Annotated in this window: 13 protein-coding genes; 5 read left to right on the top strand and 8 right to left on the bottom strand. The window is 66.2% G+C overall.

Annotation, left to right across the window (positions count from 1 at the left end; translation table 11 throughout):
- Positions 1 to 151: 151 nt before the first annotated feature.
- A complete protein-coding gene (locus H1Q64_RS11000; protein ID WP_237903526.1) occupies positions 152 to 799 on the bottom strand; it encodes a response regulator transcription factor in 648 nt (215 codons plus the stop codon).
- A gap of 778 nt (positions 800 to 1,577) precedes the next feature.
- On the opposite strand from H1Q64_RS11000, the gene H1Q64_RS10995 reads away from it, so the two are divergent.
- Complete coding sequence (locus H1Q64_RS10995; RefSeq protein WP_237903525.1) at positions 1,578 to 2,321, top strand: response regulator transcription factor; 744 nt, start codon at positions 1,578 to 1,580, stop codon at positions 2,319 to 2,321.
- A gap of 288 nt (positions 2,322 to 2,609) precedes the next feature.
- On the opposite strand, the gene H1Q64_RS10990 is transcribed toward H1Q64_RS10995, so the two are convergent.
- Positions 2,610 to 3,305: a LuxR C-terminal-related transcriptional regulator gene (locus H1Q64_RS10990; protein WP_014240789.1), complete on the bottom strand. Its 696-nt coding sequence runs from the start codon at positions 3,303 to 3,305 to the stop codon at positions 2,610 to 2,612.
- Between the two features lie 502 nt (positions 3,306 to 3,807).
- Here H1Q64_RS10990 and H1Q64_RS10985 point away from each other — a divergent pair.
- Positions 3,808 to 3,978, top strand: coding sequence for a hypothetical protein (locus tag H1Q64_RS10985; protein ID WP_237903524.1), 171 nt, complete (start codon positions 3,808 to 3,810; stop codon positions 3,976 to 3,978).
- A 94-nt stretch (positions 3,979 to 4,072) separates the two neighbouring features.
- Here H1Q64_RS10985 and H1Q64_RS10980 read toward each other — a convergent pair whose 3' ends face one another.
- Entirely contained in the window at positions 4,073 to 5,677 is a 1,605-nt protein-coding gene (locus tag H1Q64_RS10980) for an ATP-binding protein (protein WP_237903523.1), read from the bottom strand.
- A 333-nt stretch (positions 5,678 to 6,010) separates the two neighbouring features.
- Here H1Q64_RS10980 and H1Q64_RS10975 point away from each other — a divergent pair, with 333 nt between their 5' ends.
- Together H1Q64_RS10975 and H1Q64_RS10970 are read left to right on the top strand one after the other, a co-directional pair.
- Positions 6,011 to 6,280, top strand: a complete 270-nt coding sequence (locus H1Q64_RS10975) for a hypothetical protein (protein ID WP_237903522.1) — start codon at positions 6,011 to 6,013, stop codon at positions 6,278 to 6,280.
- A gap of 86 nt (positions 6,281 to 6,366) precedes the next feature.
- Positions 6,367 to 8,319, top strand: a complete 1,953-nt coding sequence (locus H1Q64_RS10970) for a potassium transporter Kup (protein WP_237903521.1) — start codon at positions 6,367 to 6,369, stop codon at positions 8,317 to 8,319.
- A 3-nt stretch (positions 8,320 to 8,322) separates the two neighbouring features.
- Here the strand turns inward: H1Q64_RS10970 and H1Q64_RS10965 are convergent, their stop codons facing one another.
- Positions 8,323 to 9,162, bottom strand: a complete 840-nt coding sequence (locus H1Q64_RS10965; RefSeq protein WP_237903520.1) for an ABC transporter substrate-binding protein — start codon at positions 9,160 to 9,162, stop codon at positions 8,323 to 8,325.
- Positions 9,163 to 9,280: 118 nt separating this feature from the next.
- On the opposite strand from H1Q64_RS10965, the gene H1Q64_RS10960 reads away from it, so the two are divergent.
- Positions 9,281 to 12,817 carry a response regulator gene (locus H1Q64_RS10960; protein ID WP_237903519.1) on the top strand — a complete coding sequence of 1,179 codons (3,537 nt, stop codon included), beginning with the start codon at positions 9,281 to 9,283 and terminating at the stop codon, positions 12,815 to 12,817.
- Between the two features lie 50 nt (positions 12,818 to 12,867).
- Here H1Q64_RS10960 and H1Q64_RS10955 read toward each other — a convergent pair whose 3' ends face one another.
- The 4 genes from H1Q64_RS10955 to cobD form a co-directional block, all read right to left on the bottom strand.
- The gene (locus tag H1Q64_RS10955; protein ID WP_237903518.1) at positions 12,868 to 14,172 is read right to left on the bottom strand and encodes a methyl-accepting chemotaxis protein; all 1,305 of its coding nucleotides are present in this window, start codon (positions 14,170 to 14,172) and stop codon (positions 12,868 to 12,870) included.
- The gene (locus tag H1Q64_RS10950) at positions 14,147 to 14,698 is read right to left on the bottom strand and encodes a PAS domain-containing protein (RefSeq protein ID WP_237903517.1); all 552 of its coding nucleotides are present in this window, start codon (positions 14,696 to 14,698) and stop codon (positions 14,147 to 14,149) included. Before H1Q64_RS10950 ends, H1Q64_RS10955 begins: the two co-directional genes overlap by 26 nt.
- A gap of 268 nt (positions 14,699 to 14,966) precedes the next feature.
- Entirely contained in the window at positions 14,967 to 16,568 is a 1,602-nt protein-coding gene (locus H1Q64_RS10945; protein ID WP_237903516.1) for a diguanylate cyclase, read from the bottom strand.
- A 155-nt stretch (positions 16,569 to 16,723) separates the two neighbouring features.
- Positions 16,724 to 17,791, bottom strand: a complete 1,068-nt coding sequence (gene cobD / locus H1Q64_RS10940) for a threonine-phosphate decarboxylase CobD (protein ID WP_237903515.1) — start codon at positions 17,789 to 17,791, stop codon at positions 16,724 to 16,726.
- Positions 17,792 to 17,806 lie beyond the last annotated feature (15 nt).

The raw sequence follows: 17,806 nt of genomic DNA, 5'->3' as shown, positions 1-17,806 counted from the left end.
CGGATTCGGGCATGAGTATATGAGGTGAGGCGAAAGCCGGAATCGAAAAGGCCGCGGCGGCACCTTGTTCGTGCCTGCTCGCGGCCCTGTCGGTCTCCAACCCGGTTTTCCGTGTTTCCCACCCTGCCCCGTAACCTTCGGACCTGCCCCTTTACGAGGCCATGGCGGCGGCGGCGATCACCGCCTGGGTGCGGTTCTTGACGCCCAGCGACTTGAAGATCGCCGTGACGTGGATCTTCACCGTGCCCTCGGACAGGCCGAGCTCGTAGGCGATCTGCTTGTTCGACTTACCCGCCCGCAGGCAATCCAGGACTTCCCGCTGGCGCTGGGTCAGGCCGTAGGCGCTGCGGTCCGCGCCGTCCAGGCGACCGCGGCGCGGCGCGGCGTCGGAGGCTGCCGTCGCGGCGGTGAGCGCGCCGGGCGGCACGTAGATGCCGCCGGAGAAAACGAGGTTCAGCGCGCCCATCATCACCTTGACGCTGCTCGACTTCGGAATGTAGCCGGTGGCCCCGTGGTCGAGCGCGCCGCGAATGTCGTTCAGCGCCTCGGAGGCGGAGATCACCACCACCGGAACGCCCGGCTGGAGGCTCTGCACCTCGCGCAGCCCGTCGAAGCCCGGCCAGTTCGGCATGTGCAGGTCCATCAGCACCACGTCGAACCCGCCGCCGACGCGGCATTGCTGAACAACCTCGTCGAAGGTGCCCGCCTCGACGAAGATCGCGTCCCCGTGAAGCTGCTCCAGAAGACGGCGCAGGCCTTCACGAAAAAGGAGATGGTCGTCACCGATCAGAATTTTCATGGCCCCGTCCGCCTTCGTTTTTTCCCGTTGCTTCAGATCAGCCCTCCCGGACTAACCGGGCCACCCCGTTGGCGATCCAACTACCCTTTCGCCCCGTGGCTTGAAGAACTGCTACCACATTCGGAAGAGAGCCAATATCCGGACAAGGGCCATAGGTCATTTGCGGCGCGGAAAGGGCCTCTGATACAGCGAAGGCCGACTGAACAAAGCACGAACTATTACCTTTTAACTATTTCTTTGCACGAAAGAAAGGGGAAGCGCAATTTTTTCCATGTTTGGTTGTTCAGGATGCGAACGTCACGATGTCCACCCTGGAAAACATCCGGCGCGCGTGAAGGATCGACGCCTATGATCGAAATGCGTGAAAACCTATCCCATCGGCGCAACACGTTGTACGGATGGCCAGTCCTTTTCCTGTGCGAATGCGCCCCCTTGCGACACGTACCTGTACTGGCCTTTCAGTGCGGTCCGTCACAAAAGAGTTATCGCTTGGAGTGATCCGGTCACCATTCAGATGCGCTTGACGATCTTGAGTGATCGTCTATCGTTTGATTTACGTGTTACACGCCTAATTTATAAACTGTTTATCACAGTGTCAAGTTTTTTTCCAGGTTTGATGGATATATGCCTGAAATTCGATGCAGTCTTTAAACGAAACCACTTACGCGAAGACACAGAGCGCCGACGAATAGAGAGCACGAGACAAGCCTAAAACACAGGCGGCGATAATGCCCGACAAGGGCCTGCCGTGGATGCCTCCTCCAAACAGAGCTGACCCATGCAAATGAACCATGAGTACGCCCAAGAGAAAGCATCGCACTCGACCCGCAACGCGGTGACCCCCATGCACGTCTGCCTGATTCTCGACAACAATTCCCTGACCGACACCGTGGTGCAGGCGCTCGACCGGGCCGGTCGCCATCGTGTGACCGTCTTCCACGACATATCGGAACTGACGCAGAGCACGCTGACGCCCGATGCGATCCTGATCGGCCTTCAGCAGTTCACCGCGCTGCGCGAGAACGAACCGATGGTGTATCTGCGGCTGTCACGCCGGTCGCGGATCGTCGTGGTGCTGTCGTCGCGGGAGTTGCTGGACGCCGCACACATCCTGGCCTTCGCCGATGCGTGGGTGTTCGAGGACATCAACGTGGACCGCATCAACGAGCTGCTGGACCTGGGGCTGGAAGGGCACTGTCTGATGCCCAAGCAGTTCCTGTCCCGGCTGGGCGTCGATGAGATTCGGCTGACCCTGCTGCCGCGGCTGTCGGAACCGGAGTTCGAGACCCTGCGCTTGCTTGGCCAGGGGCTGAACAACCGGACGATCGCCAACCAGCTCGATCTGTCCGAGGCGGTGATAAAGTCGATGGTGCGCAGTGTCCTGTCCAAGCTGCACTTCCGCAACAGAACGGAGGCCGGCGTCTTTGCCGCGCGACAGCAGGGCGCGTTGCAATCCGCCCGGGAAGGCATGGTGCCGCCGCATATGCACGCGGCCCCGGCCCAACGGACCGGCACGTCCTGACGCATCGTCGGACGCGTTTCACCCTGATCAATCGAAAGAATCCCGGCCACCGTGCCGGGATATTTTCTGTCCGCACAATGGGCGCACGCTTTGAATGGGTGAACGCTTTAGGGTGGGCACTTCGCTCAATCTTCCGTCCAGGTCGCTCTCTGCACGGCGAAGCTATCCGGACGCATGCCGGCCAGCCTCTGAGACCCGCACGGAAACGCCGGACCGGCCAGCCACCCCGAACGGGTATGGCTGGCCGGTCCGGCGCCTGCACCGGTGGAAACGACCGCGGGAGTGCGATTACTGGTGGACAGCCGCCGCGGTCACGGCGCCGGCGGCGCCGGCCAACTCGCCGCCGATACCGTTGTTCAGCGCCCAGATGGCCGCCTGGGTGCGGTTGGAGGCATTGATCTTGCGCAGCAGGCTTTTCAAATGAACCTTCACCGTCGCTTCGGTGATGTTCAGATGGTTGGCGATCATCTTGTTGCTGTCGCCGTTCAGCAGGCAGCGCAGGATCTGCACCTCCCGCTGGGACAGGCCCTTGCGCGACACCGGCATGTCGGTGCCGTTCCCGTTCACCCGACCGGAAATCAGCAGGGCGGCGAGATGGGTCGGGAACACCTTCTCGCCCATCATCACGAGGCGCAGGGATTGGGCCAGCGCATCGGAGGAGAGGTCCTTCATCAGATAACCGTCCGCTCCGGCCTCCAGAGCGTTGGCGAGGCGGCGGGTGCACAGGTCGCTGGTCAGGATGACCATGCGCGCGTCGGGAAGCTGAGCGCGCAGCCGCCGCATGCCGTCGGCCTCCTCCTCACCCCCATTCACCAGATCGAGCAGGATGAGCTGCGGACGCAGTCCGTTCTCGACGGAGTTCAGCGCCTCGCGCAGGTTCCCCGCCTCGGCGGCGATCTGAAAAGGTGAATCGTCGAGAAGCCTCTTCAGGCCTTCGCGGAACAGCTTATTGGAGTCGATCAGAAAAGCACGCACTGGTTCCATTGGTCAGCTCCCGCGATTTTTGGAAAATTGCTCTGACTCCCTGGGCAATCTTGTAGGCTACCAATCACCCGAGGTTTCCCCACCCGTGCCCCACCGATGGCATTGACGTGCCGATATTTTGGATGACCTTACCCCTGTGTCGTGCAACACGGTACCACTCTGTGGGATTAAAAGAAGAACGCATTGGGCATATGCGCAAAGCTACTTTTAATCATGGATTACTGCATCTCTTTTAAAGTATCTACCACCCCCAATCGAATGGATACTTTCCGTAATTTCTACCACTTTTTTGCGGAGGGGCGCACGCTTTGGATGCGCGGTGGCGCTGCCCGGTTCATGTGGGTTGCCAAAAGTTCCCGACCCAAAACGGACAGGAGGCACTCATGCCAAAGAAGCGCATCCGCCCCTTGCCGCGGGCGTCCTATGATTGCCGCGGCCCCCTCACCGTAGGTCATAACACCATGCGGAGGGAGCGTTCCCGACAGAGGCGGTTGGCGGTTCGATGTGGACGATAATCGGGGCGGCGGCGGCCGGCTACCTGCTGCTTCTGGCTCGAAGCGCCTGGAAACAGGGGGAAATGCGCCAGTTCCTGCGCAGCCTCGCCATCGTGCTCGCCCTGTGTGCGTTGGTCGCCGGCGCGGTCCTCACCGCGATGCTGCTCGATTCGCGCTGATCCTCGGAAGAATGCACGCCAGAACGCACGAAGGCCCCTCCCCGCCTGATGGCGGAAAGGGGCCTCCCCGGACCGGTCTGCCGTGGATGGACGGTCAGATCTGGCCGCGCTCGTGGGCCTGCCGCATCAGCACGTATTGGCGCATCATCTGATTGCGGAAGCGGTAGCGGGTCCAGCCCGGCTCGACCACCGGAGCCAGGACGCCGCCATACTCCTCGCGGCAGAGCCGCTCCAGAATGCCGAGCGCCTCCTTGGTCGGCGGGGCACCACCCGGTCCGGCCAGTTCCTTCGGATCAAAGGTTCCATAGGCGTCCGCGGGGCACAGCGCGCAGGCCAACAGAACATCCTCCAGCTCGGCGCGGCGTTCGGCGGCCAGCGCCCGGGCGTAGGAGTCGACGATCCCGCGCTCCGCCTCCTGGAGGCAGCGGGTGACGGCATAGGCGAGGTCGTCCCGCTCCACCACCGTCGAACCGCGGCTGACCGCACTGCGGGCGGCGTGCAGGCCGAGAAGCTGGGCGTAATAGGGCAGACCGCGGACGAATTCGCAGACGCGGTCCACGGCTTCCGGCGCGAAGGCGATTCCGGCGTTTTCCGCCCCCGCGTTGATGAGGCGCCCGATCTCCACATCGGTCATCAACGGCAGATGCACCGGCACCAGCGAGCGCTGGATCGATGGATGCTTGCCCAGGAGCTGGTCCAGATTCTCCGCCACGCCGACCACCAGAAGCGTCACCGGGATCGAGCTGTCGGTCAGGTTCTTGAACAGCTCGGCCAGCTTGTTGCGGAAATCCTCGTCGGTAACGCGGTCATACTCGTCAAGGATCAGCAGCACATGGGTGGCGTGGATGCCGGCCAGCACCTCGTTCAGCTCCGTCACGCTGAACCCGCCCTCGGGCAGCAGCTCGTTGAAGCTGGTGAAGCTGCGGCGCGAGGCGAAGGGGTTGTCGATCCCCGACCGGTAGTAGGTGGAGGGGATCTTCTTCAGGAAATGACGGAAGATGTCCTCGAAGCTCAGCTCCGCGCTGCAGGTCAGCTTCAGCGAGAGGTAGCCGGCCTGCCCGGCGATCTTCTCGATGGCATTGGCGACGGAGGTCTTGCCGCGGCCCCGGTCGCCGAACAGGATGACGTGCGCCCGCTCCTCCTCGATGGCGGAGATGATGCGCTTCAACGTGTCGGTCCGGCCGATGAACAGCGAGTTCAGCTGCTGCTTGGGCCGCGTCGGCGTGAAGGCCTCGCGCAGCAGACCGTTCAGTTCGGGGGTGAGCCCCTTCAGCATGGCCGGCGCACCGACCGCTCCCGGTCCGCGCAGCCCGCCGTTCACGGTCATCGTGAAGCGCGGCAGCTCCGTGTCGGCGGAGGCCTGGCCGCGCTGGGCGCCCAATCCACCGCCAAGCCCGCCACCAAGCGGGCTGCTCAGCGGGTCGTGACGCAACCCGGACGGGCCGCGCATCGTCTCGCCCAAACCGCCACCAAGACCGCCGCCGCCGAGACCACCGCCCTCGGGGCCACCGACTGGCCGCAGATGCGGCGCCGGACGGCCCGCGAGCGGGCTCTGGGATTGCATCGGCGGGTGGCCATGAGCCGCATTGCCCGGGGTGGCGCCCGGTCCGGCCGCTCCACCACCCGTGATGCCGCCGCCCATGGACATCCGGTCATCCGCATCGGCGGTCGCCCGCCGCTTCCGAAAGAAGTTTCGCATCCGTCCCGATCCCAGAATTCCGCGTTGTCGTCACCAGCCGGCCTTGGCCGGTGGCCTGATCGTCGCGTCGCCCGCCCCGCTCCGGCTGGCCCCGGCTTGGCTGGAGATGCCCGGCGGCTGCGGTGAACGCATTCCGGATGTAAGCGATGCATCGCCAACGGTTGCCTGGGATTTCGGATTATTATCCGGAGGAGGTCCAACCCTTATGGCGACTCCTTTCGGGAGGGTGCGGTGCCTCAAAAGCCGGCGGCGTGGCCCAGCAGAGTCCAGATGAACAGGGTGCCGAACAGGGCCGTCAGTCCGGCGAATTCACGCAGGAAAACCAGGATCGACATGGACGTCCTCCTTCATCGGTTGCCGCCGCTGCGCCGGGCGGTGTTGACGCGCGGCCAAGGCTTCGATGAGGAAACCGTATCAGAACAAATCATGAACAACAAGCGGCGCGTCCCATATTTGTTCTGTTCGGCGGCACGACCGTGCATCGACCGTGCGCTGCCCCTGCATCGACCCGTGACGCCGGACGCGAAGAAGACCGTCGGCTTCAACGTTGTGGCTGGCGGCCCCGCACCGCCGGAACCATATGGTCTTGTGGTGAGCGGTTGATGTAAGGAGAAGGTTCGCGGCCGAAGCGTTCCGCCCGCAAGGAGGGACCCCCGACACCGGACCGCGATCCGAACGAACGGACCATCATGGACAGCGCCAACCAGCAAACCGGCGACGGACCGAACGGCGCCGCTCCGGCCGCCAACCCCGCTCCCATTTCCACTCCGCCGGGCCACCCCCCTCAAGCCAACCGCATGCCTGCCCTCGTCCTGGGGGCGCTGGGCGTGGTCTACGGCGACATCGGGACCAGCCCGCTCTACACCATGCGGGAGTCCTTCACCCACACCGGCCTGCCGCTCGACGAGCCGACCATCCTCGGCATCCTGTCGCTGGCGACCTGGGCGCTCATCATCGTCGTGACGCTGAAATACGTCCTGCTCGTCATGCGGGCGGACAACAAGGGCGAGGGCGGCGTCCTGGCCCTGGGCACGCTGGCCCACCGCGGGCTCAGCTCCAGGGCAGGCAACCGCGCCATCATGGCGCTGGCGATTCTGGGCATGGCCCTGTTCTACGGCGACAGCCTGATCACCCCGGCCATCTCGGTGCTGAGCGCGGTGGAAGGGCTGAAGGTCGTCACCCCGTCCCTGTCCCCCTACATCGTCCCGATCACGCTGGCGGTCCTCACCCTGCTGTTCCTGTTCCAACGGCAGGGCACCGGCCGGGTCGGCATCTTCTTCGGCCCGATCATGGGGGTGTGGTTCGCCACGCTGGCGGTGCTGGGCCTGATGCAGGTGCTGCACTGGCCGGACGTTCTGCGCGCCTTCAACCCGCTGTATGGGGCGGTGCTGTTCGTCGACCACGGCTGGGTGGCCTTCCTGACGCTGGGCGCCGTGGTCCTGGCGGTCACCGGAGCCGAGGCGCTCTACGCCGACATGGGCCATTTCGGGCGGGCGCCGATCCGCATCGCTTGGCTCTACCTCGTCCTGCCGGCGCTGCTGCTGAACTACTTCGGGCAGGGCGCCATGCTGCTGCACGAGCCGGAGACGCTGGAGAACCCTTTCTTCCATCTGGCGCCGGACTGGGCGCAGCTGCCTCTGGTCCTGCTGTCCACGGCGGCAACGGTCATCGCCAGCCAAGCGGTGATCTCCGGCGCCTTCTCGCTGACCCGGCAGGCCGTGCAGCTCGGCTACCTGCCGAGGCGCGAGATCCGCCACACGTCCGAACACGAGGTCGGCCAGGTCTACATCCCGCGCAACAACTGGCTGCTCCTGGTCGGCGTGGTGATCCTGGTGATCGGCTTCGGGTCCAGCAGCAATCTGGCCGCCGCCTACGGCGTATCGGTGACGGGAGCCATGGCCATCGACACCATCCTGGCCGCGGTCGTGGCATGGCGGCTGTGGCGCTGGAATCCCCTGCTGGTCGTCGCGGCCTTCTCCATCCTGTTGGTGATCGACCTAGCGCTGTTCGGGGCGACCCTGCTGAAGGTGCCGGACGGCGGCTGGTTCCCGCTGCTGATCGCGGCGGCGGTCTACACGCTGATGACGACATGGCGCCGGGGCCGCCGCATCCTGGCCGAGCGGCTCTACGCCGACGCCCTGCCGATGGACCTGTTCCTGCAGCGCGTCACGCCGCAGTCGCCGCAACGCGTCGCCGGGACGGCCGTCTTCATGACCGGCAACCCCGACGTCGTCCCCCACGCCCTTCTGCACAACATCAAGCACAACCGGGTGTTGCACGAGCGGGTCGTCGTCATGACCGTGATCATTGAGGAGGTGCCACGCGTCTCCCCGGACCGCGCCGTCCTGGTGGAGAAACTGGGCAAGGGCTTCTTTCGCGTGGTCCTGCGTTTCGGCTATCTGGAGCAGCCGCACATTCCCCGGGCACTGGAGCGGTGCCGCCGCTTCGGTCTGCATCTGGACATGATGGAGACGTCGTTCTTCCTGGGCCGCGAGACGCTGATCCCGTCGCGGTCGACCGGCCTGCCGGGTTGGCGCGAGCCGGCCTTCATCCTTCTGTCGAAGACGGCCCTGTCGGCGACGGAATTCTTCTGCATCCCGCCAGGCCGCGTGGTCGAACTCGGCACGCAGGTCGAGATCTGACGGTCAGTCCCGCGCCACGATGGGGGTGAGGCGGAATCGGGCGGCGGCGCTCTCAAGCCGCCCGTCGCGCTTGACCGCAGCGACGAACCGATTGACCCGGTCCAGCCACAGCGGGTCCCCCGGCGCCACGGCGTAGGCGTAGGGCGTGGTCTGGACCGGATTTTCCGGTGCGATCAGGTGCGCCCACTGGTGAAAGGCAAGCATCCGCTGGCCATAGGGGTAATCGGTGAGAAAGGCGTCGGCGCGTCCCGACTGGACCTCCTCCTCCCGCTCCAGCGGGCCGGAGACGATGCGGACGCTGGCTTTGCGGAAGGCGAGGCTGGCGTAGTCGTCCATGACGGTGCCCTTCTGAACCGCCACCACCATGCCATCCTGGTCCAGATCGTCCCACCGCAGGATGCGCGGGTGCGTCTGGGAGGATACGGCGTAGATGCCGCTGCGCAGGTAGGGCTGGCTGAAGGCGACCATTTCGGCACGGGCCGCCGTGACCCCGATGCCGAACATGCCGATGTCGCATCGGTCGCTCAGCAGATCGGCGACGAAATTCGGAAAGCTGCTTTCCACGAAGCTCACCCGTGCGCCCAGATCGTGGGCGAAGGCCCGCGCCATGTCGATGTCGAGGCCCTGGAGTTCCCCGCTGTATGAACTGCGGAAGGAAATGGCGTAATAGTCCGGCCAGATGCACACGCGCAGCAGCCCGGTGCGCTGCACCCGGTCAAGCCGGCCTTCCGCCCGGACCGGCGCCGCTCCGGACACCAGGAACACCGACTGGAGTGCCGCGTGAAGCGCCAACGCCGTCAGTGCGATGGAAAGACGCCGCACGACCTCGGACCCCCGAACCATCCCCAATATCCGCGACAGGATAGCACTGCGCCCTCGTGAAGCACAGCGCATGCTTGCGAATCGCCTGCCCGCTGTTAAGATTCGCAGGACATCAGCACACCGCACGGAGCCACGCGTGATGGCCAAGCTTGCCCTGTTCCAGCATCGGGGCGCCCTTCTCGCGTTGGCCTTCTTGTCGGTGATGGCCCTTGTGTTCGAGGTCGCCTACGACGTCCATGCCGACCGCGCCCTGGCGTTGAAGAATGCGGCGGAAAACATCGATGATTTGGCGAGTGCGCTGGAGGCTTCGGTCAGCCGAACAGTCCAGGCGGTGGACGTGACGCTGGCCTCGGTGGGTGAGGCGGTCAGCATCGGCAATCTGCTGCACGGCCACCCCATGGAAGGCTGGGAAGGGTCATCGCCCCAGCTGCTCCAGGAACGGCTGCGCCGGTCGCCGCACCTCCGCGGCCTGTCCGTGTTCGACCGCCGGGGCGTTCTGGTGGCGACCACGGAAGATCCCCGTCTGCTCGGCTCCTCCTTCGCGGAGATGGATCTGTTTCGCACCCAACTTTCCGGGCAAAGCCAGGGTCTTTACATCGGCGCCCCGGTGCGCGGACGGTTTCTGGCGCCGGCTGGCGCTGCGGATGACCGGTCCGGCAAGTGGGTCCTGCCGATGAGCCGGGCAATCCGTGGAGCGGATGGGACGCTTCTCGGCGTCGCCGTCGCCTCGGTCAATCCTGAATATCTGCAAAGCATTTTCCGTGCGGTGCGAAACGGGCTGCACGGCACGGCGTCGCTCTACCGTCGGGACGGATTGCTTCTGACCCAGCTTCCCCAGGACGGAACGGACGGCATCGGCACGCCGATGGCCGGGGCGGAGCTGTTCCGCGTCCATCTTCCCATGTCGGAAGGCGGCGTGTTCCACGAAACCGGCCGGGACGGTCAGAAGCGCATCACCGCCTACCGCGCCACGCCGCTCTGGCCGTTGGTTCTGGCGATCAGCCGCAGCGAGGACGAGGAGCTGGCGGGTTGGTGGACCAACCAGATGGAGATTGCCGGGATCGCGCTGGGCGCCAGCCTGGTCATCCTGCTGTTCGCCACCGCGCTGACCCTGCTGCGCCGCAAGGACGCCCAGCTCGAAGACGGCAACGCCCGTTTCAACGCGCTTCTGGAAACCGCCGTCGAGGGCATCCTGACGGCGCGGTCGGATGGCGTGATCGAGACCGCGAATACCGCGGCCCACCGCATCTTCGGCTACCCGCCCGGTAACCTGATCGGGCGTCATGTGCAGGAGTTGATGGAGCCGCAGCACCACCCGACCCACAACCGCGTCATGGAGGCCATCGCCGCCGGTGCCCACCGGATCGGCCCGAATTACACGCGGGAGGTGAACGGGCTGCGGATGGATGGCGAAGTGTTCCCCCTCGACCTGTCGCTGGCCGAAGTGCAGACGCAGCATGGCATCCTCTTCGCCGCCTTCTTCCGCGACATGTCGGAGCGCAAGCGGGTCGAGCGGGCTCTGACCGAGGCCAAGGAGAAGGCCGAGGCCGGGCAGCGCAGCAAGATGGAATTCCTGGCGACCATGAGCCACGAGATCCGAACGCCCATGAACGGAGTGATCGGCATGGCCGGGCTTCTCCAGGAAACCCACCTGGACGAGGAGCAGCGCGGCTACGCCGACACCATTCGCGACTCCGCGGAATCGCTGTTGACCATCATCAACGACATCCTGGACTTCTCCAAGATCGATGCCGGGCGCCTCACCTTGGAGGTGTCTGACTTCGAAGCCGTGCCGCTGGTGGAAAGCGTGGTGGAACTGCTGGCTCCGCGCGCCACCGCCAAGGGCCTGGAACTGGCTTGCTACGTCCCGCCGGCCTTGTACGGACCTTTGCGCGGCGATCCTGGACGCCTGCGCCAGATCCTCATCAACCTTGCCGGCAACGCGATCAAGTTCACCGACCAGGGCAGCGTGACCATCGTGCTGTCGGTGGAACAGGATGACACCGCCGCCGGAGCCGATGACCGAGCGGAACCGGGTGATTCTGTGATCCCGGCCCCGCAAGAGACCCCGGTGACCATTCGTTTCGAGGTGAGGGACACCGGAATCGGCATCGCTGCGGCGGACCACAAGCGTCTCTTCACGATGTTCAGTCAGGTGGACGGGTCGTCGGCCCGGCGCCACGGTGGAACGGGTCTCGGTCTCGCCATCTGCAAGCGGCTCGCGGAACTGATGGGCGGGCGGATCGGCGTTCACAGCATGCCCGGCGAGGGCAGCGTCTTCTGGGTCGTCATTCCGTTGTGGCGCGGCACTCCGACTGACGCCGCATCGGCGCCGCAAGCGCCGGGCGTCTGGGCCGGGCGGCGCATTCTTCTGGTGGATGATCTGGCGGTGAACCGCGACCTGCTTGCCCGTCAGCTCGCCGCCATGGGCCTGGAGACCGAGTCCGCTGCAACGGGAGAGGACGCCCTTCACCGGCTTCTGAGGGCGCACGCGACGGGCCGGTCGTTCGACGCCGCCATTCTCGATCATTGCATGCCGGGCCTGACCGGTCCGGAGTTGGCCGCTCGCATCCGCGCCGTACCGGCGCTGGCCGAGCTGCCTCTGGCGCTGGCCACCTCCCATCGCATGGGCGAGACGGAGGAGGAAGCCGCCGTCGTCGACGTGCGGATCGTCAAGCCCATCCGGTCCACGGCGTTGCGCACCGCGGTGTCGCGTCTGTTCGCCACGCGGGTCCCCAGGGCTGCGCAGCCGGATGCGGGCCCCGCCGGCAAGCCGGACGTCTCACCGCCACCGCCCCCACGCTCGGGCGGGCCTTTGGCCGTACCGACACCACCCGGCGCCCCATCGACCGGCTCGGCCCGCCGCCGCATCCTGGTGGCGGAGGACAATCCGGTAAACCTTCAGGTCACGTTGGCCTTGCTGCGCCGGGCCGGCCACGCGGTCGATTCCGTGTCGAACGGTCTGGAGGCGGTCAACGCCGTCGCCGCCCTGCCCTACGACCTCGTCCTGATGGACGTGCAGATGCCGGAGATGGACGGTCTGGCGGCGACCCGGGCGATCCGCCGGATGGGTGGAATTGCCGCCCGTGTTCCCATCGTCGCCATGACTGCCAACGTTATGGAAGGCGACCAAGCCATCTGCCTGGCTGCAGGGATGGATGATTACCTGCCCAAGCCCATTGTGGCGGACCAACTCCTGCTTACCGTCGCGCGATGGAGCGGCCTTCCGCGAGGAAGCGGACCCACCCCCCGGAATCCGTCGCCGGAGACCGAGATCCCGCCGCCGCGCATCGACCACGCCAAACGCCAGGACTTGCGCGACGCGCTTGGCGACGAAGGATTCGGCCTGTTGATGGACACGTTCCTTCGCGAAGCGCCGGGCCATCTCGACCGGCTGAGGCGGGGTGCCCAGGACGGCGATTTCCGGGCCGTGGAACGCGAGGCCCATATCCTCAAGGGTTCCGCGGGGAATGTCGGTTTCGCTCAGGCCTCCGCGCTGGCCGGCGGACTGGTCGCCGCGGCCCGCCGCGGGGATGCCGCCGGCATCGGCAGGGATCGCATCCAGGCTTTGGACGCCGCACTCAAGGACGCTGAGCGGGCCTGCACACCGCCGGACGATGTGCGGGCCGGGCTGGAGATGACAGAGCTGCCGATGGACGCGTCCGCGGACAAATAGACACGCCCGGAACCACCCTCACGCAGCGTCGGGGCGCCCACCGCCGATCCTCAACGCTGCCCGCCGCAAACGCGCGCGACGAAATTGTCGATGTCGCCGTTCAAGGTCACGGCGCGGCGCGCCAGTTCGCCGGCGGAGGACAGGACCTGGCTGGCGGCGGCGCTGGCGTCCTGCGCGCCGGACGACACGCTGGTCACCGCGTCGGCAACGGTGCGCACGCCGGCCGACGCCTCGCGGATGGAGCGGCTGATCTCGTCGATGGCCGCGCTCTGCTGTTCGGCGGCACCGGCGATGCCCACGGCGATCTCGTCGATGTCATGGATCATGCCGCCGACATGCTGGATCACCGCCGCCGTGTCGCGGGTCACCGACTGGACCTGGGTGATCTGCGCGGTGATGTCCTCCGTCGCCTTGGCGGTCTGGTTGGCGAGGTTCTTCACCTCCGTCGCGACCACGGCGAATCCCTTGCCGGCCTCCCCGGCCCGCGCCGCCTCGATCGTGGCGTTGAGGGCCAGCAGGTTGGTCTGGCTGGCGATGTCGTTGATGAGTTGCACCACAGCGCCGATCTGATCGGAGGCGGCCAGCAGGGAGCGGATGGTGGCGTCGGCTTCCCGCACCTTCTCCACCGAACTGCGGGCGAGATCGGCGGTGCGGGACACGCCCTGGGCCACCTCGCCGATGGCTCCCGACACCTCGCCGGTCGCCGCGGCCACTCCGTCCACATTCGAGGACACCTGCTCGGCCGCGGAGGCCGCGGAGAAGGACTGCTCGCTGGCCGTGGCGGCGGTCGCCGTCATGGCGGTGGAGGACGCTTCGAGCTGGGCGGCGCTGGCCGACAGGCTCTGCGCCACCTCCTTGATGTTGGCGCCGATGCGGGTCGCGCTCTCGACGAACTCGCGGCTCTTGCCGTCCATGGCCGCCAGCCCGTCGTTGATCTGGCGGGCGTAGGCGCCGAATTCACCGACCATGCCGGTCATCACGATGCGCCGGTAGTATTGCCCCTCCGCCGCGTGCTGCATGGCGGCGTTGGCCTCCTTGCCGAAGGATTCGACGCGGTCGAGCAGGCGGTTGATGGTCCGCAGCATGTCCGCGATCGGGCTGGCGCCGTGGATGTTCAGGATGCGTGGCTGAAGGTCACCCTTCTCGGCCGCGGCGATGACCGTGCTGGCCTTCCGGATGGTCCGGTTGGTGAGCACCAGCCAGCGGATAGCGGCAAGACAGGGAAGAACCGCCAGCAGGCCCAGCAGGGCGGCGGCGTCGCCGGCGGCGAGACCATACACCGCCTGTGCCCCCGACAGCAGGGCGGCCAAAGCGGTGGCGGCGAGCGATTTAGAGACTGAAGACAAACTCGTCATAGCTCGTGCCCTTGTCGCGCAGGAGTTTTTCCAGCATGGCACCGGAGGCCGCCATGGCCGCGTTCCGGTCGGCGTGCCGCGCCTCTTCCGCCCGCAGCGCGGCGTAGAGGCCCGCCGCCGCGTCCACCGCGGAACGCGCCGGCACCCGCCGGCTCGAATGGTAACCGGTGATGGTCCGCCCGTTTCCGCTGTCCGGATTGCCGAACACCGGCGTGACATGGGCGAACACCCAATAATGGTCGCCGTCCTTCGCCCGGTTGATCACATAGGCGAAGATTTCGCTTCCGGATTCGATGCGGGTCCACAGCAGCTTGTAGACGCAGCGCGGCATGTCGGAATGGCGGACGATGTTGTGCGGTTGCCCCAGCAGCTCCGCTTCGCTGTAGCCACTGATGCGCAGGAACACGTCGTTGGCGTAGGTGATGCGCCCCTTGAGATCCGTCTTCGAGACGATGATCTCATCGCGGTGAAAGGTCCGCTCCCGCCCGGTCAGGGTACCGTGTGTGCCGCCCGTGCCGACCGCCATGACCGTCCGCCTTTCAAACGCCGGTGAACGCAATCACCCGACAAACAGGTCACCAACCCAACCGTTGGTAATATCTTCTGCCCTCGACTCATAGCGTACGTAATAATTGGATGGCTTTAAAAACGAGCGGCGTTCGGCTGCGGCAAATTGTACCACATGCGTCACGCGCAAAAAGGGTTGAATCTGGGCGAACGACACGGAGTCCGAAGGGAAAACACAGCACAAGTCACGAAGCGGATTGGATCGATGCTCTCCCGGAGGTGGTGGATCACATGCCCGGTTCGTAGACCACGACACGATTCCGGCCCTCGCGCTTGGCCCGGTATAGGGCGAGGTCGGCCCGGTGGATCGCCTTTTCCAGAGTGTCGTAGGAACCGTCCAATGCCGCGATGCCGATGCTGCTGGTGAGATGGAAACGGCCTTCCGGCCCGGGAATGGCCATGCGGGACAGATGGCGGCGCACCCGTTCCGCCACCACGCGGGATTCCTCTGCGGTGGCGCCGGGCAGGACCACCACGAACTCTTCGCCGCCGAGCCGGCCGAGAATGTCGTATTCGCGCAGGATGGCCTGACAACCGCCGGCCACCATGCGCAGGGCGTCATCGCCGGTGGCGTGGCCGTAGCTGTCGTTGATGCGCTTGAAATGGTCCACGTCCAGAACGAAGACCGACATCGGCTCGCTGAAGCGGTGGGCGCGGGCCAGTTGCGAGCGCGCCAGCTCCATGAAGGAACGCCGGTTGTAGATCCCCGTCAGAGGATCGCGGGACGCCATGTCCCGCAGCGCCTCCTCCATGTTCCGGCGGTCGGTGTAGTCGTAGATCCAGGCGAGGTTCACCTGAACGCCCTGGATCACCGCTTGATTGACCGTGAACAGCGTCCAGAAGGACGACCCGTCGGCTCGACGGAACTGCACCTCCATGTTGGTCACCGACCCGTAGGAGCGCAGACGGTCGATGACCCGCTCTCGCTGGTGCCGGTCCAGGTAATAGTCGCGGGCCTGCCGGCCGATCAGATCCTCGCGCTTCAGACCGATCAGTTCGGCGAAGCGGGTGTTGACGAAGATGATCTTGCCGTCGTCGCGGCGCGACACCGACACGCCGATCGGGCTCTGCTCCAGGATCGCCTGAAGCCGCTCCTCGCTGGGCAGCCCCTCGGTCAGGTCGTGGATCACGCCGACGATGCCGCCCAGGTTTCCGGTGCTGTCGCAGAAGACGGCCTTGGTCAGGCTGGACAGGCGGGTGGTGCCGCCGACGAAGGGAACCGCCTCCTCGTAGCTGCGCTGGCCCCAATTGACGGTCAGCTCGCGATCCTGGTCGGCGTGCGCCTTGGCGATGCGCGGGTCCATCACGGCGAAGGCGGTCTTGGCGACGATGCTGCCGCGCTCCAGGCCGGTGTAGCGTTCGAAGGCGTCGTTGCAGTCCGTGTACTCGCCGGCCGCGTTCTTCACGAAAACGGGAACCGGCAGCGTCTCGAACAGCACCTCCTTCATCAGGAGTTGGTCACGCAACGCCGCTTGCGCCTGCCGGTGGTGGCTGACGTCGGTGTAGACGCGCAGCGACTGCCGCTCGCCCAGCGGGCCTGTGGTTGGACCGACCGACTCAGCCACCCAGACGGCTCCGCCATCCTGGCAGCGCAATCGCCGTTCCCCCGGCGCGTCCGGCAACGCCGGAAGATTGGCATCGTCGGGTTCCAGCGCCGCGAGGTCGAGACCGGTCAGGCCACCGAGAGGGTAGCGCAGCAGACCGTGCAGGGCCGGGTTGGCGTAGAGGATGGTTCCTGCGTCCGTGGTGACGCAGACCCCCGTCGGCAGCGTGTCGAACACACGCCACAGCGCCACACGGGTTTCCTCCGCATCCCCAGAAGAACTCATTGAACCAACCGAATCCAGCATGGCCCCCACAGCGTCATGGAAGATTCTTGCGCCACGATAGGGCAAACAAGGAGTACGTTAGCCGATGCGCGTTTTTGCCCCTGTGTGCCATCTTGTCGCGCTATGGTGGTGATCGCCTATCCTGAGCGCAAAATCTATCGGTTTCTGAACATTCCGCACGCAGTTTTCACGCGGTCTTCCGCCGCCTCGTCCACCGGCAGGCCCAGCCTCAGCCACCCCTGCCGATAGTCGAACCGGCGCACCAGCACCCCAGCCCGGCCCAACTCATTGTAAAGCCCGGCAGACTGTGGATCGTCTATGAGACGAAAGAGTGACGTGCCTCCGGCGACGCGCACCCCGGCTTCCACCAACCGGGCGTCGAAGCGGGCCGCCGCGTAGGCCAGACGGCGCCGGGTAGCGGCGATCCACGCCGAATCCGACAGCGCCGCCGTGGCGACCGCCAACGCCGGACCCGACACCGCCCAAGGTCCCACGGCGGCACGCACATCCCGGACCAGGGCCGGCCCGCCGAGCAGGAAGCCGAGCCGCACCCCGGCCAGCCCGAAGAACTTCCCGAAGGAGCGCAGGATGACCAGCCCGGCGCGCCCGGCCTCGGCGGCCACGCTGCAGTCCGGGGCGACCTCGGCGAAGGCCTCGTCCACCACCAGCCAACCGCCCCGCGCCGCCTGCCGATCGGCCAGCGCCAGCAACGTTTCGGGCGGGACGATGCGGCCGTCCGGGTTGTTCGGGTTCACGACCACCACCACGTCGGCGGCGCATCCCTCCAGCGATTCCACTTCGGCCACGCGATGCCCGGCCTTGGCCCAGCCCGCGGCGTGCTCCGCGTAGGTCGGCCCCAGAACGGTGACCGTCCCCGGAGGTCGCAACCGCGGCAGTGTCTGGATCAACACTTGGGAACCGCCCGCGGCGGCGACGCGGTCCGGCGACGGCGCGCCGTAACAGGCCGCCGCGGCCTCCCTCAGCGCGGTTTCGGCGGAGCGGCCCGGCAGGCGCGCCCAAGCCTCGGCTGGGATGGGCGGCAGCGGGTAAGGCCAGGGGTTGATGCCGGTGGACAGGTCCACCCAAGGTTCCGGCGCCCCGGGAAAGGCCGCCCGCGCCGCGTCGAGGTCGCCGCCGTGGATGATCTCACCCTGAGCGATCCTCTCATGGACGATTTTCCCATGGACGATCCTCTTGGACCCCGCCGCCGATTCCGCCATCATCCCGCCCCTTCCTTT

It is taken from the genome of Azospirillum brasilense (assembly GCF_022023855.1).
Taxonomy (GTDB): Bacteria; Pseudomonadota; Alphaproteobacteria; order Azospirillales; family Azospirillaceae; genus Azospirillum; species Azospirillum brasilense_F.
Note: the sequence above shows the minus strand (reverse complement) of the source record. Positions and strands in the feature narration are given on the sequence as shown.